The sequence below is a fragment of the Umezawaea endophytica genome (assembly GCF_025061645.1).
GTDB classification, from domain to species: Bacteria; Actinomycetota; Actinomycetes; order Mycobacteriales; family Pseudonocardiaceae; genus Umezawaea; species Umezawaea endophytica.
In genome coordinates this window covers 275,702-295,272 of record NZ_JANYMP010000001.1, presented here as the reverse complement: position 1 = coordinate 295,272, position 19,571 = coordinate 275,702, and the positions used below count along the sequence as shown (strand labels likewise).

Below are 19,571 nucleotides of genomic sequence, written 5' to 3'. Positions count from 1 at the left end.
GTGAGTTCAGCCGCAGGGGATTCGTCGACGGAGGACCCGGTCGAACGCGGGGACGCGGCGCAGGCGCCCGCCGAGCAGGACTGGGACGCGGGCATCCTCGTCCCGCGCAGCGAGCGCGGGTTCCGCACCCAGGAGAGGCTCCTGGAGGCGGCGAGCGAGATCTTCGTGCGGGACGGCTTCCTGGACGCGAAGATCACCGACATCACGGCGCTCGCGAAGATGTCGAGCGGTTCGTTCTACACGTACTTCGACTCCAAGGAAGCCATCTTCACCGCGGTCATCAGGAAGGTGAACGAGGGGCTGTACGTCGCGGCGTCCGTGCCGACCGGGTCGTCGCGGGACCCGTTGGAGCGCTTCGAACTCGTGACGCGCGCCTACGTCCGGGCCTACCAGGAGAACGCGGGCCTGCTGGCCATCCTGGAGCAGGTCGCGACGATCAGCCCCCGGTTCCGCGAGATGCGCCGCAACATCCGGCAGATCTTCCGGAACCGGTCGGAGAAGGGCATCCGCCGTCTCCAGAACGAGGGCCGGGTCGACCCGACCCTGTCGCCGCGATGCGTCGCCGAGGCGATCACCTCGATGGTGAGCAACTTCTGCTACGTGTGGCTGGTCCTCGGCGAGGACTACGAGGAGGAAGAGGTGATCCGGACCCTCACGACCCTGTGGGCGTCCGGGCTCGGCCTGAAACCCGCGCCGGAGTCGTGATCCCGACCCCGCCCGCCCGCCGTCGACGACGACCGTGACCGAGGTTCAGCTCGGTTTCCCACGACCGTCGCGGAAAGGAACACCATGACCGTCCCCGATGAGACCCAGGGCAGCGCGCGGCGGCGGGTCGCCGCCACCTGGCTGGCCGCACTCGACGCCGCGCTGGAGGCGGGCGACCACGCCGCGGCGGCGTCGCTGTTCGCCCCCGAGTGCTACTGGCGCGACCTGCTGGCCCTGACGTGGGACATCCGCACGTTCCAGGGGCCGGGCGAGGTCGAGTCGGCGTTGCGCGCGGCCCACGGGCCCAGCGGGTTCACCGATCCCGTGCTGGAGGACGGTGATCCGGTGCCGGGCGTGATCGGCGAGGGCATCGAGACGATCGAGGCGTTCTTCGGTTTCCGCACCGCGATGGGGCGGGGCCGGGGTTTCGTCCGGCTGGTGGAGGAGGGGTCGGGGTCGTTCCGCGCGTTCACGTTCCTCACCACGCTCCAGGAGTTGGAGGGCTTCCCGGAGAAGACCGGCCGCCGCAGGCCGCGGGAGGACCGGCGGCCCGAGGACCACGTCAAGGAGAACTGGCTCGACCGCCGGACCAGGACCGCCGAGTTCCGCGACGAGGACCCCGAGGTGGTGGTGATCGGCGCGGGGCAGGCCGGGTTCACCCTGGCCGCGCGGCTCGGGCAGCTCGACGTCCCCACCCTGGTCGTCGACAAGATGGAGCGGATCGGCGACAACTGGCGCGGGCGGTACCACTCGCTGACGCTGCACAACGAGGTCTGCGTCAACCACATGCCGTACCTGCCGTTCCCGGACACCTGGCCGGTGTACATCCCGAAGGACATGCTCGCGGACTGGTTCGAGTCCTACGCCAAGGCGCTGGAGCTGAACGTCTGGACCGGCACGGAGTTCCTCGACGGCCGCTTCGACGAGACCGAGAAGAAGTGGACGGTCCGGCTGCGCCGCCCGGACGGGTCGATCCGGACGATGCGGCCGGGCCACGTGGTGATGGCGACCGGGGTCAGCGGCATCCCGAACGTGACCGCGTTCGAGGGGATGGACCGCTTCCGGGGCCAGGTCATCCACTCCAGCAGGCACACCGACGACCTCGACGTCGACGGCCGCGCGGTCCTCGTGGTGGGGGCGGGCAACAGCGCCCACGACATCGCGCAGGACCTCTGCCTCAGGGGCGCCGACGTGACGATGCTCCAGCGCTCGTCCACGACGGTCGTGAGCCTGGAACCCAGCGCGGCCAGGGTGTTCACGCTCTACAGCCAGGCGGACGGCGTGCGGCCGCTGGAGGACACCGACCTGCGCAGCGCGTCCGTGCCCAACGCGCTGCTGCGCAGGCTCCACGGCCCGCTGAGCAAGGTGATGGCGGAGGACGACAAGGAGCTGCTGGACGGCCTGCGCGCGGCGGGTTTCGCGCTGGACAACGGTGAGGACGACACGGGCTTCTACCTCAAGCTCATCCGGTACTTCGGCGGCTACTACATCAACGTCGGCGCGTCGGACCTGATCATCGAGGGCCGGATCAAGCTCAAGCAGGGCAAGGGGATCGACCACTTCACCGAGGACGAGGTGGTGCTCGCCGACGGCAGCTCGGTCAAGGCGGACCTCGTCGTGCTGGCCACCGGGTACAAGCCGATGCAGGAGGGCGTCCGCGCGCTGCTGGGCGACGAGGTCGCCGACCGGGTCGGACCCATCTGGGGGCCGGGCCCGGACGAGGAGCAGCGCGGCATGTGGTCGAGGACGGGCCAGGAGAACTTCTACGTCCTCGGCGGGAGCTTCGCGATGTGCCGGATCTACTCCCGGTTCGTGGCGTTCCAGATCAAGGCCACCGTCGAGGGCGTCGCGCCGCCGCGGTGGGCACCGGACACGACAGGGAGAGCGCTATGACCAGGGTGTGCGTCGTCAGCGGATCGGCACGGGGGCTCGGGGCGGCCATCGCCGAGCGGATGGCCGAGGCGGGGTACGCCGTCGTCGGGCTGGACGTCGGCTACCCGGCCGACCGGGACCTCTCGACCCTGCCGGACACCGCGACGCCCGGCGTCCACCCGATCCACGGGGACGTCAGCGACCGCGCGGCGGTGCTCGAACTCGTCGACGTGGTCGGCGAGCGGTTCGGCGGGGTGCACGTGGTGGTCAACAACGCCGCGTGGATCCACTACGCGCTGCTGCCCGACGTCGAGGAGGAGACGCTGGACCGGATGATCGCGATCGGCATCAAGGGCATGGTGTGGCTCAGCCAGGGCGCGGCGAAGGTCATGGGCGACGACGGCGGCTCCATCATCAACATCACCTCGATCACCGCCACGACGGGCTTCCCGAAGGCCACGATGTACGGCGCGCTCAAGGGTGCCGGGGCCAGCATGACGCGGCAGCTCGCCGTGGAGCTGGCGCCGGTCGGGATCCGGGTCAACGCCATCGCGCCCGGCTTCATCCCCACCCCCGGCTCGCTCACCGTGGTGGACCAGGCGGGCGTCGACCGGCGGGAGAGCCGCACCCCGCTGCGGCTCGCGACCCCGCGGGACATCGCCGACGCGGTCGTGTTCCTGGCCTCCGACCAGGCGGGCGCGATCACCGGGCAGACGCTCGTCGTGGACGGTGGACTGACCGTGTCGCTCTGAGCCGTCCGCGACTCCGGGCCGCGCGGTCGCGGGCGGACGGGCGGACGGGTGGGCGGGGTGGGCGGGGTGGTCCATGCGGCCCAAGGCCCTGGTCCGCTCGTCCGTCCGCGACACCGCGCACGTCGTGACGCGCCGCAGTTCTGCGGGGGACGGCTAGGCCGTTCCGGTTGTGGCTGGGCCTGAAGGGGTGAACCGGCGCGGAAGCGGAGCGCGGCGCGGTGCGGCGTCCGCAGACTGTTCGGACTTTCCGCCAGAAGTGCGGGTCGACCGGACAGGAGTCGGATGTCCGAGGGGAGTCGTCCGCTGCCGGGCGTGCGAGGGATCTCGTACAGCCTGGTGGATCGGTTGGTGCCGCGTTCCGCCGACGGCGGGCGCAGGCTGCCGGTGGTGGCCGCGCTGGGGCCCAGGGGCAGCGGCAAGACGGCGCTGCTGAACGAGATCGGCAAGCGCTGCGTGAACCGCGTCCCGTGGGCGCTGCTCGACTTCGAGGAACTGGGCGACGCGCGGCCGAGCAAGATCCTGACCGAACTGGCGTTCGACCTGAGCCGCGAGGTGACCCAGTTCGGCAGGCTCGCCTTCCCCCGCCTGTGGCTGTGCGCGCTGGTGCTGGCGGGCAACGTCAACACCGGGAACCGGCCGAAGGCGTTGGCGGAGCTGAACGAGGTGATGCGCGCCGACCGCCCGCTGGAACTGCACCGCGAGCAGGTGCTGGACCTCGCGCGGCTGGCGGGCGAGACCGGCGGACTGCCCGGTTGGGCGCCGACGGCGACCTCCACGCTGCTCAACGGGCTCAACTGGGTGTCGCGGCGGCGGATGCTGCGGCTCATCCGCAGGCTGTCGTCCGATTTCGACGGTGACGCGCGGGACCTGCTGGTCGACCTCAACAAGAAGGACCGGGGGTCCAGCGCGGACCGCGCCGCGGTGGACGCCACCGTGTTCGACGCGTTCCTCGCGGACCTCGACCAGGCGTTCTCCGGCCCGTTGCGGCGGATGCGGCGCACCGCGAACTGCGTGCTGCTGCTCGACAACGCGCACACCCGTGAGGGCAAGTCCTTCCTCGCCGGACTGCTGGCCGCGCGCGAGCGCTTCGGGGGCGACGACGACCACGCCGTGGTGATCACGACCAGTCGCACGTGGAACGCCGGGTGGAACGGCTCGTGGCGGCGGCCGGGGACCGACGCCGTCGGCGACCGGGAGACGTCACCGCCCCGCGACCCGGCCGAGGTGGAAGTGGACAGCCGCACCCGGACCGACTGGGGCGACTGGTACCTGGTCCTGCTCGGCCGCCTCGCCGCCGCCGACACCGAGGAGGTCGTCACCCGGCGGGGCGCCGTGATGCCGAAGGGGTTCGCCCACCGGCTCACGCACGGCCGTCCCGGCGCGCTGCACGACCTGGTCGACGCGGTGTCCCAGCAGGACGTCCCGCCGACCGGGAACGCGCTGCGCGCCGTGCTCTCGCTGCCCGGTGACGAGGAGAGCGGGAAGTCGTTGGCGGAGCTGGCACTGGGGAAGGTCGGCCGGGACCTGTCCGACCGGCAGGTGCGCGACCTCGTCACGGCGAGCGCGGGCCGGGGGATCGAGTTCATCGCCGACCCCGTCGTGCTGCGGTCGGACCTGCCGGACGGGGGAGGGTCGCTCTACACCTTCCTGGCCACCAACTTCCTGCTGACCGTCGAGCACGACGAGGACGAGAACCCGCGCTCCGCGCTCGACCCGTGGCTGCGCAAGCTGCTGCTGCACGTCCTCGCCGAACGGGCGGACGACGACCCGCTCGGCTGGAACGCGGTGAACCTCCGGTGCCGCGACCACCACGAGGCGCTGGGGAACGTCGCCGAGGCCCGCTACCACGACCTGGCCGTCGGCGACGTCGGCGCCGTGGTCACCCACCTGGCCGCGCCGTTCGTCGACCCGGCGAAGGTGCTCGACCAGGCCACCGCGCTGACGTGGCTGCGCGACCTGGACCTGATCACGTCCGCGCCCAACCGGCTCGCCCGCGCGGTCGACCCGCTCGGCCAGGTCGAGGACCTCGTGCGGGACCTCCCGGCGGACTCGCCCACCCTCGTGCTGTCCCGGCTGGTGATCGCGCTGTGGCTGACGAGCGACCCGCTCGGCGACCCCGAGGGCGTGCTGCGCGGCCGGGTCGAGCACGGCTACAGCCACCTGGCGCAGCAGCGCGGCCAGGGATCGATACTCCTGTACGACCGGGCGGAGAGGTACCGCGCATGAGCTCGTCCATCACCGTCCCGCCGTCCCGCCTGCGCCGACCGCTGTGGATCGGGTCGGCCGCCGTGCTGGTCGTGCTGCTCGTCGCGGCGTTCCTGCTCGTGCGCGACCGCATGGACCGCTGCGACGGGCTGGACGACGTCCGCAGGAGCGACGGCGGTGAGTGCGTCGGCGTCAGCGCCGGGGAGAGCGACTTCGGCCAGCAGGCCCTGTCGGCGGTGATCGGCCGGATCAGGCAGGCGAACGCGGACGTCGAGAAGGGCGAGTACGTGAGCGTCGCGGTGTTCCTGCCGATGACGCCGAGCCCGACGTCGATCATCACCCCGGAGTGGGTCGTCGACCAGTTGGAGGGGGCCAGGCTGGCGCAGGTGCGGCACAACAGGTCCGGCGTGACCCCGAAGGTGCGCCTGCTGCTGGCCAACCCCGGCGGTGACATGGCGCACTGGCGGGAGGTGGCCGACCAGGTCGACGCCCGCCGCCGCACCTCGGACCACGTGGTCGCCGTGACCGGCATCGGCCTGAGCCTGGAGAACGCCCGGCTGGCCATCGGCCACCTCACCGAGGCCAAGATCCCGGTGATCGCGTCCACCATCACCGCGGACGACATCCACTTCGACGGCCTCCTGATCCCCGCGCCGACGAACTCCCGCCAGGCCGCCGCGGCGGCCAAGCAGGCCAAGAACTTCCCGGAGACCGCGGCGCTGATGGTGGTGGACACCAACAAGGAGGACCTCTACCCCAGGACGCTCGCCGACGCGTTCACCAAGCAGTACGAGGACGCCGGGCACCTGGTGGTCGAGCAGGAGCAGCAGTACGACTCGCTGCTCGGCAGCGTCGACAACGCCTTCGCGCAGATGATGCCGAACATCTGCGCCGTCGACACCGGCCTCGTCTACTTCGCGGGCCGGGGTCGGGACCTGGTGCTGCTCGTGGCCAAGCTGAAGGACCGGGCGTGCGCGGACAAGCCGATCCGCATCTTCACCGGCGACGACGTCACCTCGGCGCAACTGGCCGCGATGGACCTCAAGACCAACTCGATGCGGAACGTGGAGATCTACTACACCGAGGTGGCGTCCTCCAGCGCCTGGGTGGTGGACCGGGACAACCCCCTTGAAGAGACGCGGAAGTTCCGCAGCGCGGCCGTCGAGGGCTTCCTGGACCGCCCGCTCGTGTTCGACGACATCCCCTCCTACGACGCGGGGCGGATCATGAGCTACGACGCGGTGCTGACGGCCACTGCCGCCATCAAGGCGGCGGCGGGCAAGGACGGCGGGCTCGTCGACTCGGCGCAGGTGATGCAGACGGTGAAGCTGCTCAACCTGGAGAACGCCGTCTTCGGCGCCAGCGGCGAGCTGTCCTACGGCAACGACGGCCGGGCGCGGGACAAGGTCGTCCCGCTGATGAAGGTCGACGCGGACAGCAGGTCCCGGTACGTCGCGCTGGACTCGACCACCACCCCGTAGCCGCGGGCGGGAGGTGCGGGACGCCGAAGGCGCGGTGCGTCCGTCCGGCCGGGTGCTTGACCTCGGCGCGCCTGCCGGCAGGCTTGGCGGGTCAACTGAAGAACGCGCGCGTGCGGGGGAAGTCCGGTGGGAATCCGGCGCTGACCCGCAACGGTGTGCCGCTCCGGCGGCGAGCCCGATCACCCGCGCCGCGCGTGCGCTCCAGCTCCTGTCGTGGCCCGCGGGAAGGGGAAATCCGTCGTGAGACGTCGTGTCCTGACCGTCGCACTGCTGTGCGTCGCGTCCCTGTTCGTTCCGTCCACCGCTTCCGCCACGCACGACCGCGCCGACGCGGCGTCGGGGTGGCTCGCCCGCCAGTTGGTCGACGGCGAGCGGTTCGAAGCCGAGTTCGGCGGGGTGAAGTACCCCGACCAGGGCCTGACCGTCGACGCGGTGTTCGCGTTCGCGGCGGCCCGCAGCTCGGACGACCACGCGGACCGGGCCGTCGCCTGGCTCGCGCGGCCGGAGATCACCGCAGGCTACGTCGGTTCGGGCGGTGAGGCCTACGCGGGCGCGCACGCCAAGCTGCTGCTCGCCGCCGAGGTCGCGGGGAAGAACCCGGCCTCCTTCGGCGGGGTCGACCTGCCCGCCGGTCTGCGCGGCCTGCTGACGCCGTCCGGCCGGTTCTCCGACCGGTCCGCGTTCGGCGACTTCAGCAACGCGTTCACCCAGTCGCTGGCCCTGCTGGCGCTGGACCGCACGCCCGCGGGCGCCCCGGCGTCCGCGGTGGACTTCCTGGTGGGCACCCAGTGCCCGGACGGCGGCTTCCCGCTCACGTTCGGCGCGACGCCGTGCGCGAGCGACGTCGACTCGACCGCGATGGTCGCGCAGGCCCTGCGCGCCACCGGCAGGAACGCCGACGCGCGGGAGGGGCTGACGTGGCTGGTCGGCGTGCAGGCGACCGGCGGCGGGTTCGGCGTCGGCACGCCGAACGCCAACAGCACCGGGCTCGCCGCGCAGGCCCTCAAGTCCGGCGGCCGGTTCCTGGCCGCGGCCAAGGCCAGGGCGTTCCTGCGGGCGGTGCAGGTCGGGTGCTCGGGTCCGGTCGCCGATCGGGGCGCCATCGCCTACGACGCCACGGGGTTCGACCCGCTGACGGCCACCAGGGCGACCGCGCAGGGGGTCCTCGGGCTCGCGGGCGTCGGACTGGCGGCCCTGGAGTCGGGCGGCCGGAACACCGCGCCCGTCCTCACCTGCCCGTGACGTGCGGTCGGGCGCGGGTCATCCCCGCGCCCGGCCGGGCACGAAGTCGACGACCGGGTCGAACGCCGCCCGCCGGGCGGCCCGGCGGAACACCGCCAGCACCGCGGGGCCGACGAGCAGGATGGCGACCAGGTTCGTGACCGCCCGGCCGGTGTCCCAGCCCGCCGTGGACGTCAGCAAGGTGAACACCGCGAACCGGTGCAGGTTCTCCAGCACCGGCGCGCCCGCGACGAACGAGAGCTGCGTGTCGACGCCCGCGGTGAACGGCCAGAACCACATGTTCATCAGGAAGCCGAAGAAGTACGCCGAGAACACGCCGTAGGCCGCGAGCATCGCGATCTCGGCGCGCCCGGACACCTTGCGCGGCAACAGCCCCGCGCCGAGCCCGACCCAGGACGAGCACAGCATCTGGAACGGCAGCCACGGTCCGACGCCCGCCGTGAGCAGGGCGGACGCGAACAGCGACGTCGAGCCGAGCACGAACCCGAAGCCCGGCCCGAAGACCCGTCCGCTGAGCACCAGCAGGAAGAACACCGTCTCGACGCCCGCCGTCCCCGCGCCGAGCGGCCGGAGCGCGGCGTTGATCGCGGACAGGACCCCCAGCATCGCCAACGCCTTGGAGTCGATGCCGCCGCCGGAGATCTCGGCGAGCACGATCGCGATCAGCACCGGCAGCGTGACGATGAAGATTAGCGGCGCGTCGGCGGCGTGGCCGAGCGAGGCCGGCTCCGGCGGCGCGACCAGCGGCCAGAAGAACATCGCCAGCCCGGCCAGCGAGGCGAGGCCGAGCACGAGCGCGCTGCGCGGCGTGATCCGCACGGTGCGGGGGTCGGTCGCGTGGTCCGTCACGGTGTGGCCTCCAGTGCTCGGGCCACTTCGGCGACGGTGAGGCGTTCCTGTGGGTGGGGGACTTTCGTGACCTGGGGGTCGGTCGTGTGGTCGGTCATGGCGCGGCCTCCAGTGCTCGGGCCACTTCGGCGACGGTGAGCCATTCCAGCGGGTGCAGCACCTTCGCCACCTGCGGGGCGAACGCGGGGGAGGAGACGACCACGTCGGCGGTCGGGCCGTCGGCGACGACCTCGCCCTCGGCCAGGACGACGACCCGGTCCGCGATGTCGGCGACGAACTCCACGTCGTGCGTGGACACCACGACCGCGTGCCCGTCGGCGGACAGCTCCGCGAGGATGGACGCGAGGTGGCGCTTCGCGCCGTAGTCCAAGCCGCGGGTGGGCTCGTCCAGCAGGACGATCCTGGGCGCCGCCGCCAGTTGGACGGCCAGCACGAGCGCCAGCCGCTGCCCCTCGGACAGGTCGCGCGGGTGCCGGTCGTCCGGGATCCCCGGCGCGAGGCGGTCGAGCAGCGCGCGGCAGGTCCCCGGTGCCGATTCGGACTCCTGGTCGGCCTGCGCGCACTCGGCGGCGACGGTGTCGAGGTACAGCAGGTCCGTCGGCGTCTGCGGCACGAGTCCCACGAGCCCGCGCGCCGCGCGCGACTTGAGCTTCGCCGGGTCGACGCCCCCGACGTCGACCGTGCCGGCCTGCCGGGGACCCGACCCCTGCAACGCCCACAGCAGCGACGACTTGCCGGACCCGTTGCGCCCCATGACGGCCACGACCCGGCCGGGGTGCAGGTCGAGGTCGAGCCCGCGGACGGCGACGAGGGCGCCGTAGCGCACGACGATCCCGCGCGCGGTGAGCACCGGCGCGCCCGTGCCCGGCGGGGTAGGGGGACGGGTGAGCCCGGCGAGCCGTTCGCGCAGCCCGTGGGCGACCCGGCGCGCGTCGCGCACGGACAGCGGGAGCGGCGACCAGCCCGCGAGCCTGCCCAGTTCCACCACGGGAGGCGCGATCTCCGACACCGCCATGACCTCGCGCGGTGTTCCGCTGAGCACCGAGCCGTCGCCGACGAGGTAGAGCATCCGGTCGGCGAAGTGCGCCACGCGCTCCATCCGGTGCTCGGCCACCAGGACGGTGACCCCGAGGTCGTGCACCAGGCGGGTGATGGCGGCGAGCACGTCCTCGGCCGCGGTCGGGTCCAGCGCGGACGTCGGCTCGTCGAGCACCAGCACCCTCGGGTGCGCGGTGAGCACCGACCCGATGGCCACCCGCTGCTGCTGCCCGCCGGACAGGGTCCTGAGTGGACGGTTGCGCAGCTCGGCGATGCCCAGCAGGTCCAGGGTCTCCTCGACGCGCTTGCGCATCACGTCCGGTGGCACCGCGAGCTGCTCCATGACGTAGGCCAGCTCCTCCTCGACGGTGTCCGTGACGAAGCCCGCGAGCGGGTCCTGCCCCACGACGCCGACCACGGCGGCGAAGTCGCGGGGCCGGTGCTCGCGGGTGTCCAGCCCGGCGACGACCACCCGGCCGGCGAGCCTGCCCCCGGTGAAGTGGGGGACGAGACCGTTGACCGCGCCGAGCAGCGTCGACTTGCCCGCGCCGGTCCTGCCCGCCACCAGGCACAGCTCGCCCTCGTCGACGGTGAGGTCCACTGTGGACAGCGTGGCCCGGTCGGCGCCGGGGTAGGTGACGGTGACGTCGTGGAACTCGATCACCGGGGAACCTCCGCGGTCGACGGTGGCGGCGGGGCGATCCACGCCGGGAGCAGGCCGATCAACACGCCGCAGGCGGGCAGCGCGGCCAGTTGCGGCCAGCGCAGCGGGCTCAGCGACGGGTAGAGGTTCGCCGCGTCGACCGACGACGTCAGGTACAGCACGGCCGCCGCGGTGACGCCGCACGCCGCCACCGCGACGTCCACGACCCGCCACCGGTCCGGCCGGTACGACGACTTGGCCACCGTGCGGCCGCCGAGCAGGAAACCGGTGCCCGCCAGCGCGAGCCCGGCCAGCAGCAGAGGGGCGCCGAGCGTGCGGGTCGTGCCGTCCATCAGGCCGTACACCCCGACGCACACGCCGAGCAGCCCGACGACCACCAGCGCTCCGGTGGCGCGCCGCAATGCCGGTGGCGCGTCGCCGGACCGGCCGTACCCGCGCACGTCCATCGCCGCCGCGAGCGCGAGCGAGCGGTCCATGGCGTCGGACAGCACCGGGATGACGATGCCGCGCAACGCCCTCATCCCGCGCTGCCCACCTCCGCGCAGCCGGCGGGCTCGCCGGACGCGCAGCACGCTCTCGGCGAGCTGCGGCGCGACGGACAGCGCCACGACGACCGCCGCGCCGACCTCGTACAGCGCGGCGGGCAGGCTCTTGAGCATCCGCTTCGGGTTGGCCAGCGCGTTCGCCGCGCCGACGCAGATCAGCATCGTCGCCAGCCGCAGCCCGTCGTAGAAGCCGCCGAGCAGTTCCTCCAGGGTGAACGGGCCGAGGAGCTGGATGCCCGCCGCGACGTCCGGCAGCGGGATCTCCGGCAGCACCACCAGCACGTGCTCACCCTGCGGGCCGCCCAGCAGGATCCGGAACAGCACGCGCATCACGACGATGACCAGGCCGAGGTAGGCGTAGAGCCGGAAGGCGAACGCCCACGGCGCGTCGCCGCGCCGGTTCACCACCACGAAGGCCACGACGGCGAGCACCATGGCCAGCAGCACCGGGTTGGTGGTGCGGCCCGCCGCCACCGCCATCCCGAGCGCCCAGAGCCACCACGCGGCCGGGTGCACCGCCCGCGGCAGGCGGTACCACGACCTGGCGGCGCGGGTCGGCTCGGCGGTCCGGGTCACCGGCCGTCCGCGCGGCGGCGCCGGATCCCGACCACGCCGCCCGCGATCCCCAGCAGCAGCACGGTTCCCGCGCCGACGAGCACGCCGGTCGGGCTGTCGGACCGCTCCTCGGCGGCGGTGGTCCCCACCTCGCCGGACCACGTGGCACTGTCCGATGTGGATGGTGCGGTGGTTTCGGTGGAGGTGCTCGACGGCGCTGGGCTGGACTGCTCGGGTGGCGTGGTCGTGGTCGTGGCGCCCGGCGCGTCGGGTGTTCCGGGAACACCGGGCCGGGTCGGCACACCGGGTTCGGGCGGGGTGCCGGGCGGGGGTTGGGTGCCCGGCGGCACGACGGGTGGCTTCGTGGTCGTCGTCACGACCACCGGCCGCACGGGGGCGACGCGCGGCGGCGGGTTCGTCGTCTCCGTCTTGTCCAGCGAGAACGACCAGCCCTCGAAGCTGCCCGCCGGTGGCTTGCGGTTCAGCACGCCCTTGTCGCTGTAGGTCCAGGACCCGCCGTTCGGCGCGTGCCAGTACGACCAGTACGCGCGGGCAGGGGGAGTGTCGAGGCACTTCTCGGACTCCGGCGCGGGCTTGCCCTCGACGCGGCAGACGAACCCCTCGCCCCACCGGTTGGTCCCGGTGATCCCGATGCCCGCGTTCTTCAGCGCCGCCAGGCCCGTGCCCTGGTCGCCCGGCGCGCAGCGGACGATCGTCGACCCGCCCAGCTCCTGGAAGTCGACGACCACGGTGACGCCGTTCGCGTCCGGGCAGAAACCGGGGGACCCCTGCGCGGTGGCCGGGTTCGGGAACCCGAAGGTCGTGGCGAGGACGAGCAGGGCGACCAGTGCGAGCCGCGTCACCGCGGTCGCCGCCGTCCGGTGAACCACACCAGCGCGCCGCCGACGACCAGCAGGACGGCCAGCGCGGTCAGACCGATCACCGAGGCGCCGGTGCGCGCGAGCCCGGAGCCCGTCGTGGTACCGGTTCCCGCGTCCGTGGTCTCCGTCGTCGTGACGGTGGTGGTGGTCTGCTCGGGTGACGTCGTGGTCGTCGTGGTGGAGGTCGCGCTCGACGAGGACGAGCTGGAGGACGACGAGGAGGAACTGGACGAGGAGGAAGAACTGGACGAACTGGAGGACGGCGGGTCGGTGTTCTCGCCGAGGTCGCCGAGCGGCACCATCGCGAGGCCCAGCACGGCCTGGGCGGACGCGCGGCGCCACTGGTCGCGGGAGAACTCCGGGATGCCGCCCGCGACCGCCTCGGTGAACGCGCCGTCGTTGTACGCGATGGCCCCGACCTCGGCGGACGCCGCGCCCGCGTTGGCGGCCGTGAGCTGCCGCCCGAGGAGGTACGCGGCGGCTTCGTCGGCGTCGGCCTGGAGCCCGGCCGCGGCGAGCGCCTGGCCCGCGAGGCCGGTGCTGTTGGTGTTGGACGGGTCGGTGGGGCCGGAGCCGCCGAACGACCCGTCCGCGCGCTGGACCTTCGCGAGCCACGCCGCGCCCTTGTCCGCCGCGGCCCTTGCTCCGGGGACGCCTGCCTCGTCCGCGGCGAGCAGCGCCTGCACGGCCATGCCGGTGGAATCGGGGTCGAGCACGGGGTTCGTGGCCTGGTCGCAGGTGGGGGCCGGGGTGCCGAACTGGTCGGGGGAGAGCCGGAAACCACCGGCCGCGCACTGCTGGCGCACCAGGAAGTCCACGACCTCGCGCGGCACCTCGCCCGACCGCGCGAGCCCGATGACCGCGAGGGACTGGGCGAACGTGTTGCTGTTGTCCGGGGTGGTGCCCTTGTCCCGCACGCGCCCGGCGTCGTCACCGTCGGCGGACACCAGGTCCAGCGTTTCCCGCCGCAGGTCGTACCCGCCGAAGTCCTCCGGGTCCGAGCCGGTGGCGACGGCGGCGACCAGCAGCTTCGCCGTCGCGCCCGCGATCCGGACGCCCGGCACACCGAAGTCGTCGTAGCTGTTGTAGCTCCGCACGTGCGAGGACACGGCCTTGGTCACCCGCGTGAGCGCGCCCTGGTCGGAACGGGTGGCCGACAGCGCGAACAGCGCGTCGACCGTCAGACCCCAGTCCGGGCCCGCGAAACCCGGCAGGGCGCCGTCGACCAGTTCGCGCGCCAGCCACGTCGTGGCCTTCGCCGCCTCCTCGGACCTGGCGGCTCCCGCGGGCTGCGCGAGCACCAGGCACGCGGTCGACACCACCGCCACGACCCCGACCACGGCGGCTGCGCGCCGAGAGGGTGCTCCGTCCACGACGACCCCTTCACCAAGAGGTCACGGCAGCGCCCGGAGAGCCGGTTCCGCCCACGCGGAGGCCCGGCCGTCACGACACGCCGACCGTGACCTGCGAACCACGACAGGACCACGAGTCACCCCTCGGGAAGGTGGTCCGGCTCGCGGCGCGACGACCGTCGCGCCGCCTACGGTTGCGGGTCAGCGCCGGACTCAGACCGGCTTCTCCCGCCCGAGGGCTGGTTTCGCTGCGCGGGCGGCACCACCGCCCGGCGCTTCGACGTTAACGCACGTTCGCGTGCCCGCCTAGGACACGGCCGAAGTCGCCGCTCACGGCCGCACCGGCGCCACGTCCGGCGGCGGGTTGTCGTTCGGGCCGTGGTTGAGCGAGAACGACCAGCCCTCGAAGCTGCCGAGCGGGGGCTGACGGCCGCTCGCGCCCTGCTGGCTGTACGTCCAGGCCCCGCCGTTCGGCGCGTGCCAGTACGACCAGTAGGCGGTGGCGGGCGGCGTGGTCACGCACGGCTCGGTCGCGGACGTGGGCAGGCCGTTGATCCGGCAGACGAACGCCTTGCCCCAGCGCTGGGTCCCGGTGACGGCGAACCCCGCGTTCTCCAGCGCCGCGAGGCCGGTGGCCTGCGGTCCGGGCGCGCAGCGGACCTCCGTGGTACCGCCCAGTTCCTGGTAGTCGACGACGACCGTGACGCCGTTCGCGTCCGGGCAGTGGCCGGGGGTGCCGACCAGTGCCGTGACCGGAGCGCTCACGGCGACCGCCGCGGGCAGCGGCGAGAACGCCACCACGGCAACGCACAGCGCCATCACCCGGCGCCGAAGGGACAACCCGCCCATGCCAGCTCCTCCACCCTGGCGGCACAGGTGGGCGACCGCGCCACGAGGGCCGGTCGGCCACCCGTGAACCGCTGTCCGCGACAGTTCACGAGCGCCGCTCCCGGCGGGCATTCCGGCTCACGGCGGCTCACGGCCGACGTCCACGGTTGCGGGTCAGCGCCGGGTTCAGACCGGCTTCCCCCGTCCAGGAGCGGGATCGAGTCGTCCGGCCGCACGACGCGGCCGTCCCTGGACCGTAACCCATGTCGCCGCGTCCGGAGAAGCGTTCACCACCGCTCCTCGTCCACCGCGATCGGAACCCGTCCGCCACGCCGATCGCCCCGGCGTGCCGGGTGTGTCGTCGTTCACCCGGTGCCCATTTGGTCGGACGTCCTACTGTAAGTTCGGCTGACGACAGCGGGCGCACCGTCCGATGTGGACCGACAGGAGTGACCAGGTGGAGCCCGACGACGTCCTCCTGCGGCGCGAACGCGGTCTCGGCCGTGTCGTCCTGAACCGCCCGAAGGCGATCAACGCCCTGACGCACGCCGTGGTCGAGCGGATCGACGCCGCGCTGACCGACTGGGCGGCCGACGACGACGTGCGCGCGGTCGTCATCTCCGGCGCAGGTGAACGCGGCCTCTGCGCGGGCGGGGACCTCAGGGGCTTCCACGCCGACGCCGTGTCCGGGGGCACCGGCACCCTGGACTTCTGGCGCGACGAGTACGCGCTCGACGCGCACGTCGCCCGGTACCCCAAGCCCTACGTCGCGATCATGGACGGCATCGTCATGGGCGGCGGGGTCGGGGTGTCCGCCCACGGCGGCGTCCGCGTGGTCACCGAGCGCACCAGGCTCGCCATGCCCGAGGTCGGCATCGGTCTGGTGCCGGACGTCGGCGGCACGTACCTGCTGACCCGCGCGCCGGGCGAGCTGGGCACGCACCTCGCGCTGACCGCGACGGCGATCGGGGCGGGCGACGCCATCGCGTGCGGCTTCGCCGACCACTTCGTGCCGAGCGACCGGCTGCCGGACTTCCTCGACGCGCTCGCCGTGGACGTCGACGACGCCGTGCGCGCCTTCAGCCTGCCCGCTCCCCCGGCTGACCTGCCGGGGGAGCGGGAGTGGATCGACCGGTGCTATGCCGCCGACTCGGTCGAGGAGGTCGTCGCGAACCTGCTCGACCTCGGTTCCCCCGACGCGAAGGACGCGGCCGAGCGGATCCTGGGCAAGTCGCCGACCGCGCTGAAGGTCACCCTGGAGTCCCTGCGCCGCGCCCGTGAGCTGGAGACGGTCGAGCAGGCCCTCGTCCAGGAGTACCGGGTGTCCACGGCGTGCCTGCGGACGCCGGACCTGGCGGAGGGCATCAGGGCGCAGGTCATCGACAAGGACCGCGCCCCGCGCTGGACCCCGTCGACGCTGGAGGAGGTCACCGACGCGGCCGTCGAGGACTTCTTCGCCCCGCTCGGCGACCGGGAGCTGGTCCTGCCGCCACGGGCTACCCGAGGAACGTGACGAGTTCCCGCACGAGGTCGTCTGGCCGCTCCTCCGCCAGGTAGTGGCCCGCGCCCTTGAACTCGACGAACCGGACGTCCTTCGCCCGGCCCTCCAGCAGGGCGGGCACGAACGGGAAGTAGATGCCGCCGAGCGCGAGCACCGGCGCCGCCAGCACCGGGTAGTCCTCCGCGTCGGCGACGTCCTGGACGAACGTCTGGTACCAGCCGTTCGAGGCCCGCACCGCGCCGGGCGCCTCGTACGCGGCGGCGTAGAGGGCGCGGGTCTCCTCGCTGAAGGCGTCCGGGTCCATGGCCTGGTGGCCGATGAGCCAGTCGACGAGGAGCCGGAACCGGCCCGCCAGCAACTGCTCCGGCAGGTGGTCGACCTGGTTGAACGCGAACCACCACGGAGCGGGTTGGCCGTCCTGCGGCAGCAGGCGCAGCTCGGTGAACGGCCGACCGGGGTGGCCCACCTCCCACAGCGCGACCTTCCGGGTCGCTTCCGGGTGGTTCGCCGCGAAGCTGTAGGCCACCATCGCCCCGATGTCCTCACCCGCGACGTGCGCGGTGTCGTGGCCGAGCGAGCGGAGCAGCTCGAGCACGTCGCGGGCCATGGTCTTCTTGTCGTAGCCGTCGGCGGGCTTGGCCGAGCCGCCCATGCCGCGCAGGTCCACCGCGATCACGCGGTAGCGCTCCGCCAGCTTCGGCATGACCTTGTGGAACTGCCACCAGGTCCTCGGCCAGCCCGGCAGGAGCACCAGCGGATCCCCCTCGCCCCCGATGACGTAGTGCAGCCGGGTGCCGTTCACCTCGGCGAAGCCGTCCTCGAAGCCCTCGATCATCACGGTGTGCCTCCACGGTTGGGCACGCTCGGTAGTTGAGCGCGCGTTCGCAAATCGAAGCTAGCAAGTTTGTGAGCGCGCGTTCAATTTGGGCTACGCTGCCCCCATGCCACGCCCACGCACCTTCGACGAGCAGGACGTCGTCGACCGCGCCATGGAGCTGTTCTGGACCAAGGGCTACGAGGGGACGTCCGTCACCGACCTCACGGCCGAACTCGGCGTGCACCCCGGCTCGCTGTACCGCACGTTCGGCGACAAGCACGGGCTCTTCCTGGCCGCGCTGGCCCACTACCGCGACAGCAAGGCCCGCACCCTGGCCCCCGCGCTGCTGGCGGGAGGCCCGGTGCTGCCCCGCATCCGGGCCGTGCTGCTCGGCTGGATCGAGGTGGCCGCCGAGCAGGACGCCCCGCGCGGCTGCCTGATCGCGAACGCGGCGGGCGAACTGCTGCCGGGCGACCCGGCGGTCGCGTGCAGCGTCCACGAGGTCCTGACCGTCGTTGAGGACGGGTTCCGCCAGGGCCTGGAAGCGGCCGTCCGCACCGGGGAGGCCGCCGCCACGCTGGACGTCCCGGCGGCCGCGGCCATGCTGACGATGCTGCTGGAGGGGCTCCAGGTGATCGTCAAGGCCGACCCCGACCCGCGACGGCTCGTCGCCGCCGTGGACACGGCGCTGCTCGGGCTGGCGTCCGCGCGCTAGAGGTCCGCGAACTCGTCGAGCAGGGCCGCGGCCACCTCGACGTCCGGGCTGAGCTGGCGGTCGACCGTGCTCGGGTTCAGCCTGGCGACGGCCAGGTCGTAGGCGGCGCGGACGGGGGTGCCGTCGGCGGGGGTGGTGCCCCGCAGGCGGAGCGCCCGGAGCGCGGCCACCAGTTCGCAGGCCAGCAGCAGGCGGAACGCGGTCAGCGACCTCAGCGCCAGCCGGGCGGACTGGAAGGCGAAGCTGGAGTGCTCCTCCATGCCCCGCGAGACCACGGCGTTGCCCAGGCTCGCGGGTTCCGCGAGGTGCCGGACCTCGGCCAGCGCCGAGTTCGCGCCGTACTCCAGGATCATCACGCCCGAGCTGCCGACGGCGCCGTCGGCCAGGAACGGGCGCAGGCCCGTGTAGGTCGGCTCGACGAGCGTCGCCAGGCGCGCGGTGGACAACTGGCCGGTGTGCAGCAGCGCCAGCCGCGTCCGGTCCAGCGCCTGGCCGAGGTAGGCGCAGTGGAAGCCGCCGTGGTGGTACGCCGCGTCGTCGTCGGCCCAGATCAGGGGGTTCTCGGCGGTGGCGTTCACCTCGACCTCCACGACCCGGCCCAGGTCGGTGGCCGCGTCCAGCGCTGGGCCGTGGATCTGCGGGAAGCAGCGGAAGCCGAACGGGTCCTGGATCCGGGCGGCGGGCACGGTCGGCGCGCCCAGCAGCCTGCGCAGCTCGGCCGCCGCCCGGACCTGGCCGGGGTGCGGGCGGCCCGCGTGGACGCGTTCGGCCAGCGCCTCGCGGGAGGCGTTCACGGCCAGGAACGCCAGCGCCGCCACGACGTGGGTCGCCTCGAGCAGCCGCCGGGCCGCGTGCCAGGCGAGGCTCGCCATGCCGATGGTCAGCGCGTTGCTGCTCATCAGCGCCAGCGCGTCGCCGGAGTCGATGGTGATCGGGTCCGGCTGGGGGACCGACCCGAGCCAGGGGCGTTCGCCGATGAGGGTGAGGCCGGTCTCGGCGAGCGCGGTGAGGTCGCCGGTGCCGATCGCGCCGAACTCGTGCACGGCCGGGTAGGTGCCCGCGTTGAGGGCGCCCGCCAGTGCCTCGACGACGGTGACGTGCAGGCCCGCGCCGCCCGCCAGCAACTGGTTCAGCCGGACGACCATCATGGCGCGGACCTGCTCCTCGGCGAGCAGGTCGCCCAGTCCGCCCGCGTGGCTGCGCAGCAGGCGCAGGCCGTGATCGGTACGGTCTTCGTGATGGACGACATCGGCGCGGTTCGCCCCGACGCCGGTGGTGCGCCCGTAGACCTCCTGGCGCAGCACGAGGGCCTGCGCCGTGCGCCACGACTCCTCGACGCGGGCGAGCCCGGCGTCGTCGAGCGCGACGGGGGCGTGGGACCGGGCGACCCGCACGACCTCGTCCGCGGACAGCGTCCGTCCGGTGAGGACGACCGGGGCGACCAGGGGTGCCGGGACGTCGACTTCCAGGTGCATGAGCGGCCTTCCCTACGAGGTGGCGCCCGAGTCGGCAGTGGTTTCCAGGGTGTGAACGGGGCCGATGGGGCCTTGACTCGGGTCCACTCGGAGT

The 19,571-nt window shown here is 73.2% G+C and carries 16 protein-coding genes; 8 read left to right on the top strand and 8 right to left on the bottom strand.

The window, feature by feature from the left end:
• The 6 genes from NZH93_RS01280 (at window position 1) to NZH93_RS01255 (ending at window position 8,257) form a co-directional block, all read left to right on the top strand.
• Window positions 1-705: a TetR/AcrR family transcriptional regulator gene (locus tag NZH93_RS01280; protein WP_259620986.1), complete on the top strand. Its 705-nt coding sequence runs from the start codon at window positions 1-3 to the stop codon at window positions 703-705.
• A gap of 84 nt (window positions 706-789) precedes the next feature.
• Window positions 790-2,598, top strand: coding sequence for a flavin-containing monooxygenase (locus NZH93_RS01275; RefSeq protein WP_259620985.1), 1,809 nt, complete (start codon window positions 790-792; stop codon window positions 2,596-2,598).
• Window positions 2,595-3,329, top strand: coding sequence for an SDR family NAD(P)-dependent oxidoreductase (locus NZH93_RS01270; protein WP_259620984.1), 735 nt, complete (start codon window positions 2,595-2,597; stop codon window positions 3,327-3,329). The genes NZH93_RS01275 and NZH93_RS01270 overlap by 4 nt, the downstream gene beginning before the upstream one ends.
• A gap of 282 nt (window positions 3,330-3,611) precedes the next feature.
• Window positions 3,612-5,555: a hypothetical protein gene (locus tag NZH93_RS01265; RefSeq protein ID WP_259620983.1), complete on the top strand. Its 1,944-nt coding sequence runs from the start codon at window positions 3,612-3,614 to the stop codon at window positions 5,553-5,555.
• Window positions 5,552-7,015 (top strand): type 1 periplasmic-binding domain-containing protein, encoded by a 1,464-nt coding sequence (locus NZH93_RS01260; protein WP_259620982.1) that lies wholly within the window; start codon window positions 5,552-5,554, stop codon window positions 7,013-7,015. The genes NZH93_RS01265 and NZH93_RS01260 overlap by 4 nt, the downstream gene beginning before the upstream one ends.
• Window positions 7,016-7,255: 240 nt before the next feature.
• Window positions 7,256-8,257 (top strand): prenyltransferase/squalene oxidase repeat-containing protein, encoded by a 1,002-nt coding sequence (locus NZH93_RS01255; protein ID WP_259620981.1) that lies wholly within the window; start codon window positions 7,256-7,258, stop codon window positions 8,255-8,257.
• 18 nt (window positions 8,258-8,275) lie between these two features.
• On the opposite strand, the gene NZH93_RS01250 is transcribed toward NZH93_RS01255, so the two are convergent.
• The 6 genes from NZH93_RS01250 to NZH93_RS01225 form a co-directional block, all read right to left on the bottom strand.
• Window positions 8,276-9,106: an ECF transporter S component family protein gene (locus NZH93_RS01250; RefSeq protein ID WP_259620980.1), complete on the bottom strand. Its 831-nt coding sequence runs from the start codon at window positions 9,104-9,106 to the stop codon at window positions 8,276-8,278.
• A 94-nt stretch (window positions 9,107-9,200) separates the two neighbouring features.
• The gene (locus NZH93_RS01245; protein ID WP_259620979.1) at window positions 9,201-10,808 is read right to left on the bottom strand and encodes an ABC transporter ATP-binding protein; all 1,608 of its coding nucleotides are present in this window, start codon (window positions 10,806-10,808) and stop codon (window positions 9,201-9,203) included.
• Window positions 10,805-11,929, bottom strand: coding sequence for a CbiQ family ECF transporter T component (locus tag NZH93_RS01240; RefSeq protein ID WP_259620978.1), 1,125 nt, complete (start codon window positions 11,927-11,929; stop codon window positions 10,805-10,807). The genes NZH93_RS01245 and NZH93_RS01240 overlap by 4 nt, the downstream gene beginning before the upstream one ends.
• Window positions 11,926-12,771, bottom strand: coding sequence for an SCO2322-related protein (locus NZH93_RS01235; protein WP_259620977.1), 846 nt, complete (start codon window positions 12,769-12,771; stop codon window positions 11,926-11,928). The genes NZH93_RS01240 and NZH93_RS01235 overlap by 4 nt, the downstream gene beginning before the upstream one ends.
• On the bottom strand, window positions 12,768-14,162 hold the full coding sequence (locus tag NZH93_RS50460; protein ID WP_259620976.1) for a prenyltransferase/squalene oxidase repeat-containing protein: 1,395 nt from the start codon (window positions 14,160-14,162) through the stop codon (window positions 12,768-12,770). Before NZH93_RS50460 ends, NZH93_RS01235 begins: the two co-directional genes overlap by 4 nt.
• A 309-nt stretch (window positions 14,163-14,471) precedes the next feature.
• Complete coding sequence (locus tag NZH93_RS01225) at window positions 14,472-14,990, bottom strand: SCO2322-related protein (protein WP_259620975.1); 519 nt, start codon at window positions 14,988-14,990, stop codon at window positions 14,472-14,474.
• Between the two features lie 412 nt (window positions 14,991-15,402).
• Here NZH93_RS01225 and NZH93_RS01220 point away from each other — a divergent pair, with 412 nt between their 5' ends.
• Window positions 15,403-16,482: an enoyl-CoA hydratase/isomerase family protein gene (locus tag NZH93_RS01220; RefSeq protein ID WP_372506453.1), complete on the top strand. Its 1,080-nt coding sequence runs from the start codon at window positions 15,403-15,405 to the stop codon at window positions 16,480-16,482.
• On the opposite strand, the gene NZH93_RS01215 is transcribed toward NZH93_RS01220, so the two are convergent.
• Complete coding sequence (locus tag NZH93_RS01215; RefSeq protein ID WP_259621430.1) at window positions 16,466-17,305, bottom strand: alpha/beta fold hydrolase; 840 nt, start codon at window positions 17,303-17,305, stop codon at window positions 16,466-16,468. The genes NZH93_RS01220 and NZH93_RS01215 overlap by 17 nt on opposite strands.
• A gap of 106 nt (window positions 17,306-17,411) precedes the next feature.
• On the opposite strand from NZH93_RS01215, the gene NZH93_RS01210 reads away from it, so the two are divergent.
• Window positions 17,412-18,002: a TetR/AcrR family transcriptional regulator gene (locus NZH93_RS01210; RefSeq protein ID WP_259620973.1), complete on the top strand. Its 591-nt coding sequence runs from the start codon at window positions 17,412-17,414 to the stop codon at window positions 18,000-18,002.
• Here the strand turns inward: NZH93_RS01210 and NZH93_RS01205 are convergent.
• A complete protein-coding gene (locus tag NZH93_RS01205) occupies window positions 17,999-19,477 on the bottom strand; it encodes an aromatic amino acid ammonia-lyase (protein WP_259620972.1) in 1,479 nt (492 codons plus the stop codon). The genes NZH93_RS01210 and NZH93_RS01205 overlap by 4 nt on opposite strands.
• Between the last annotated feature and the right edge of the window lie 94 nt (window positions 19,478-19,571).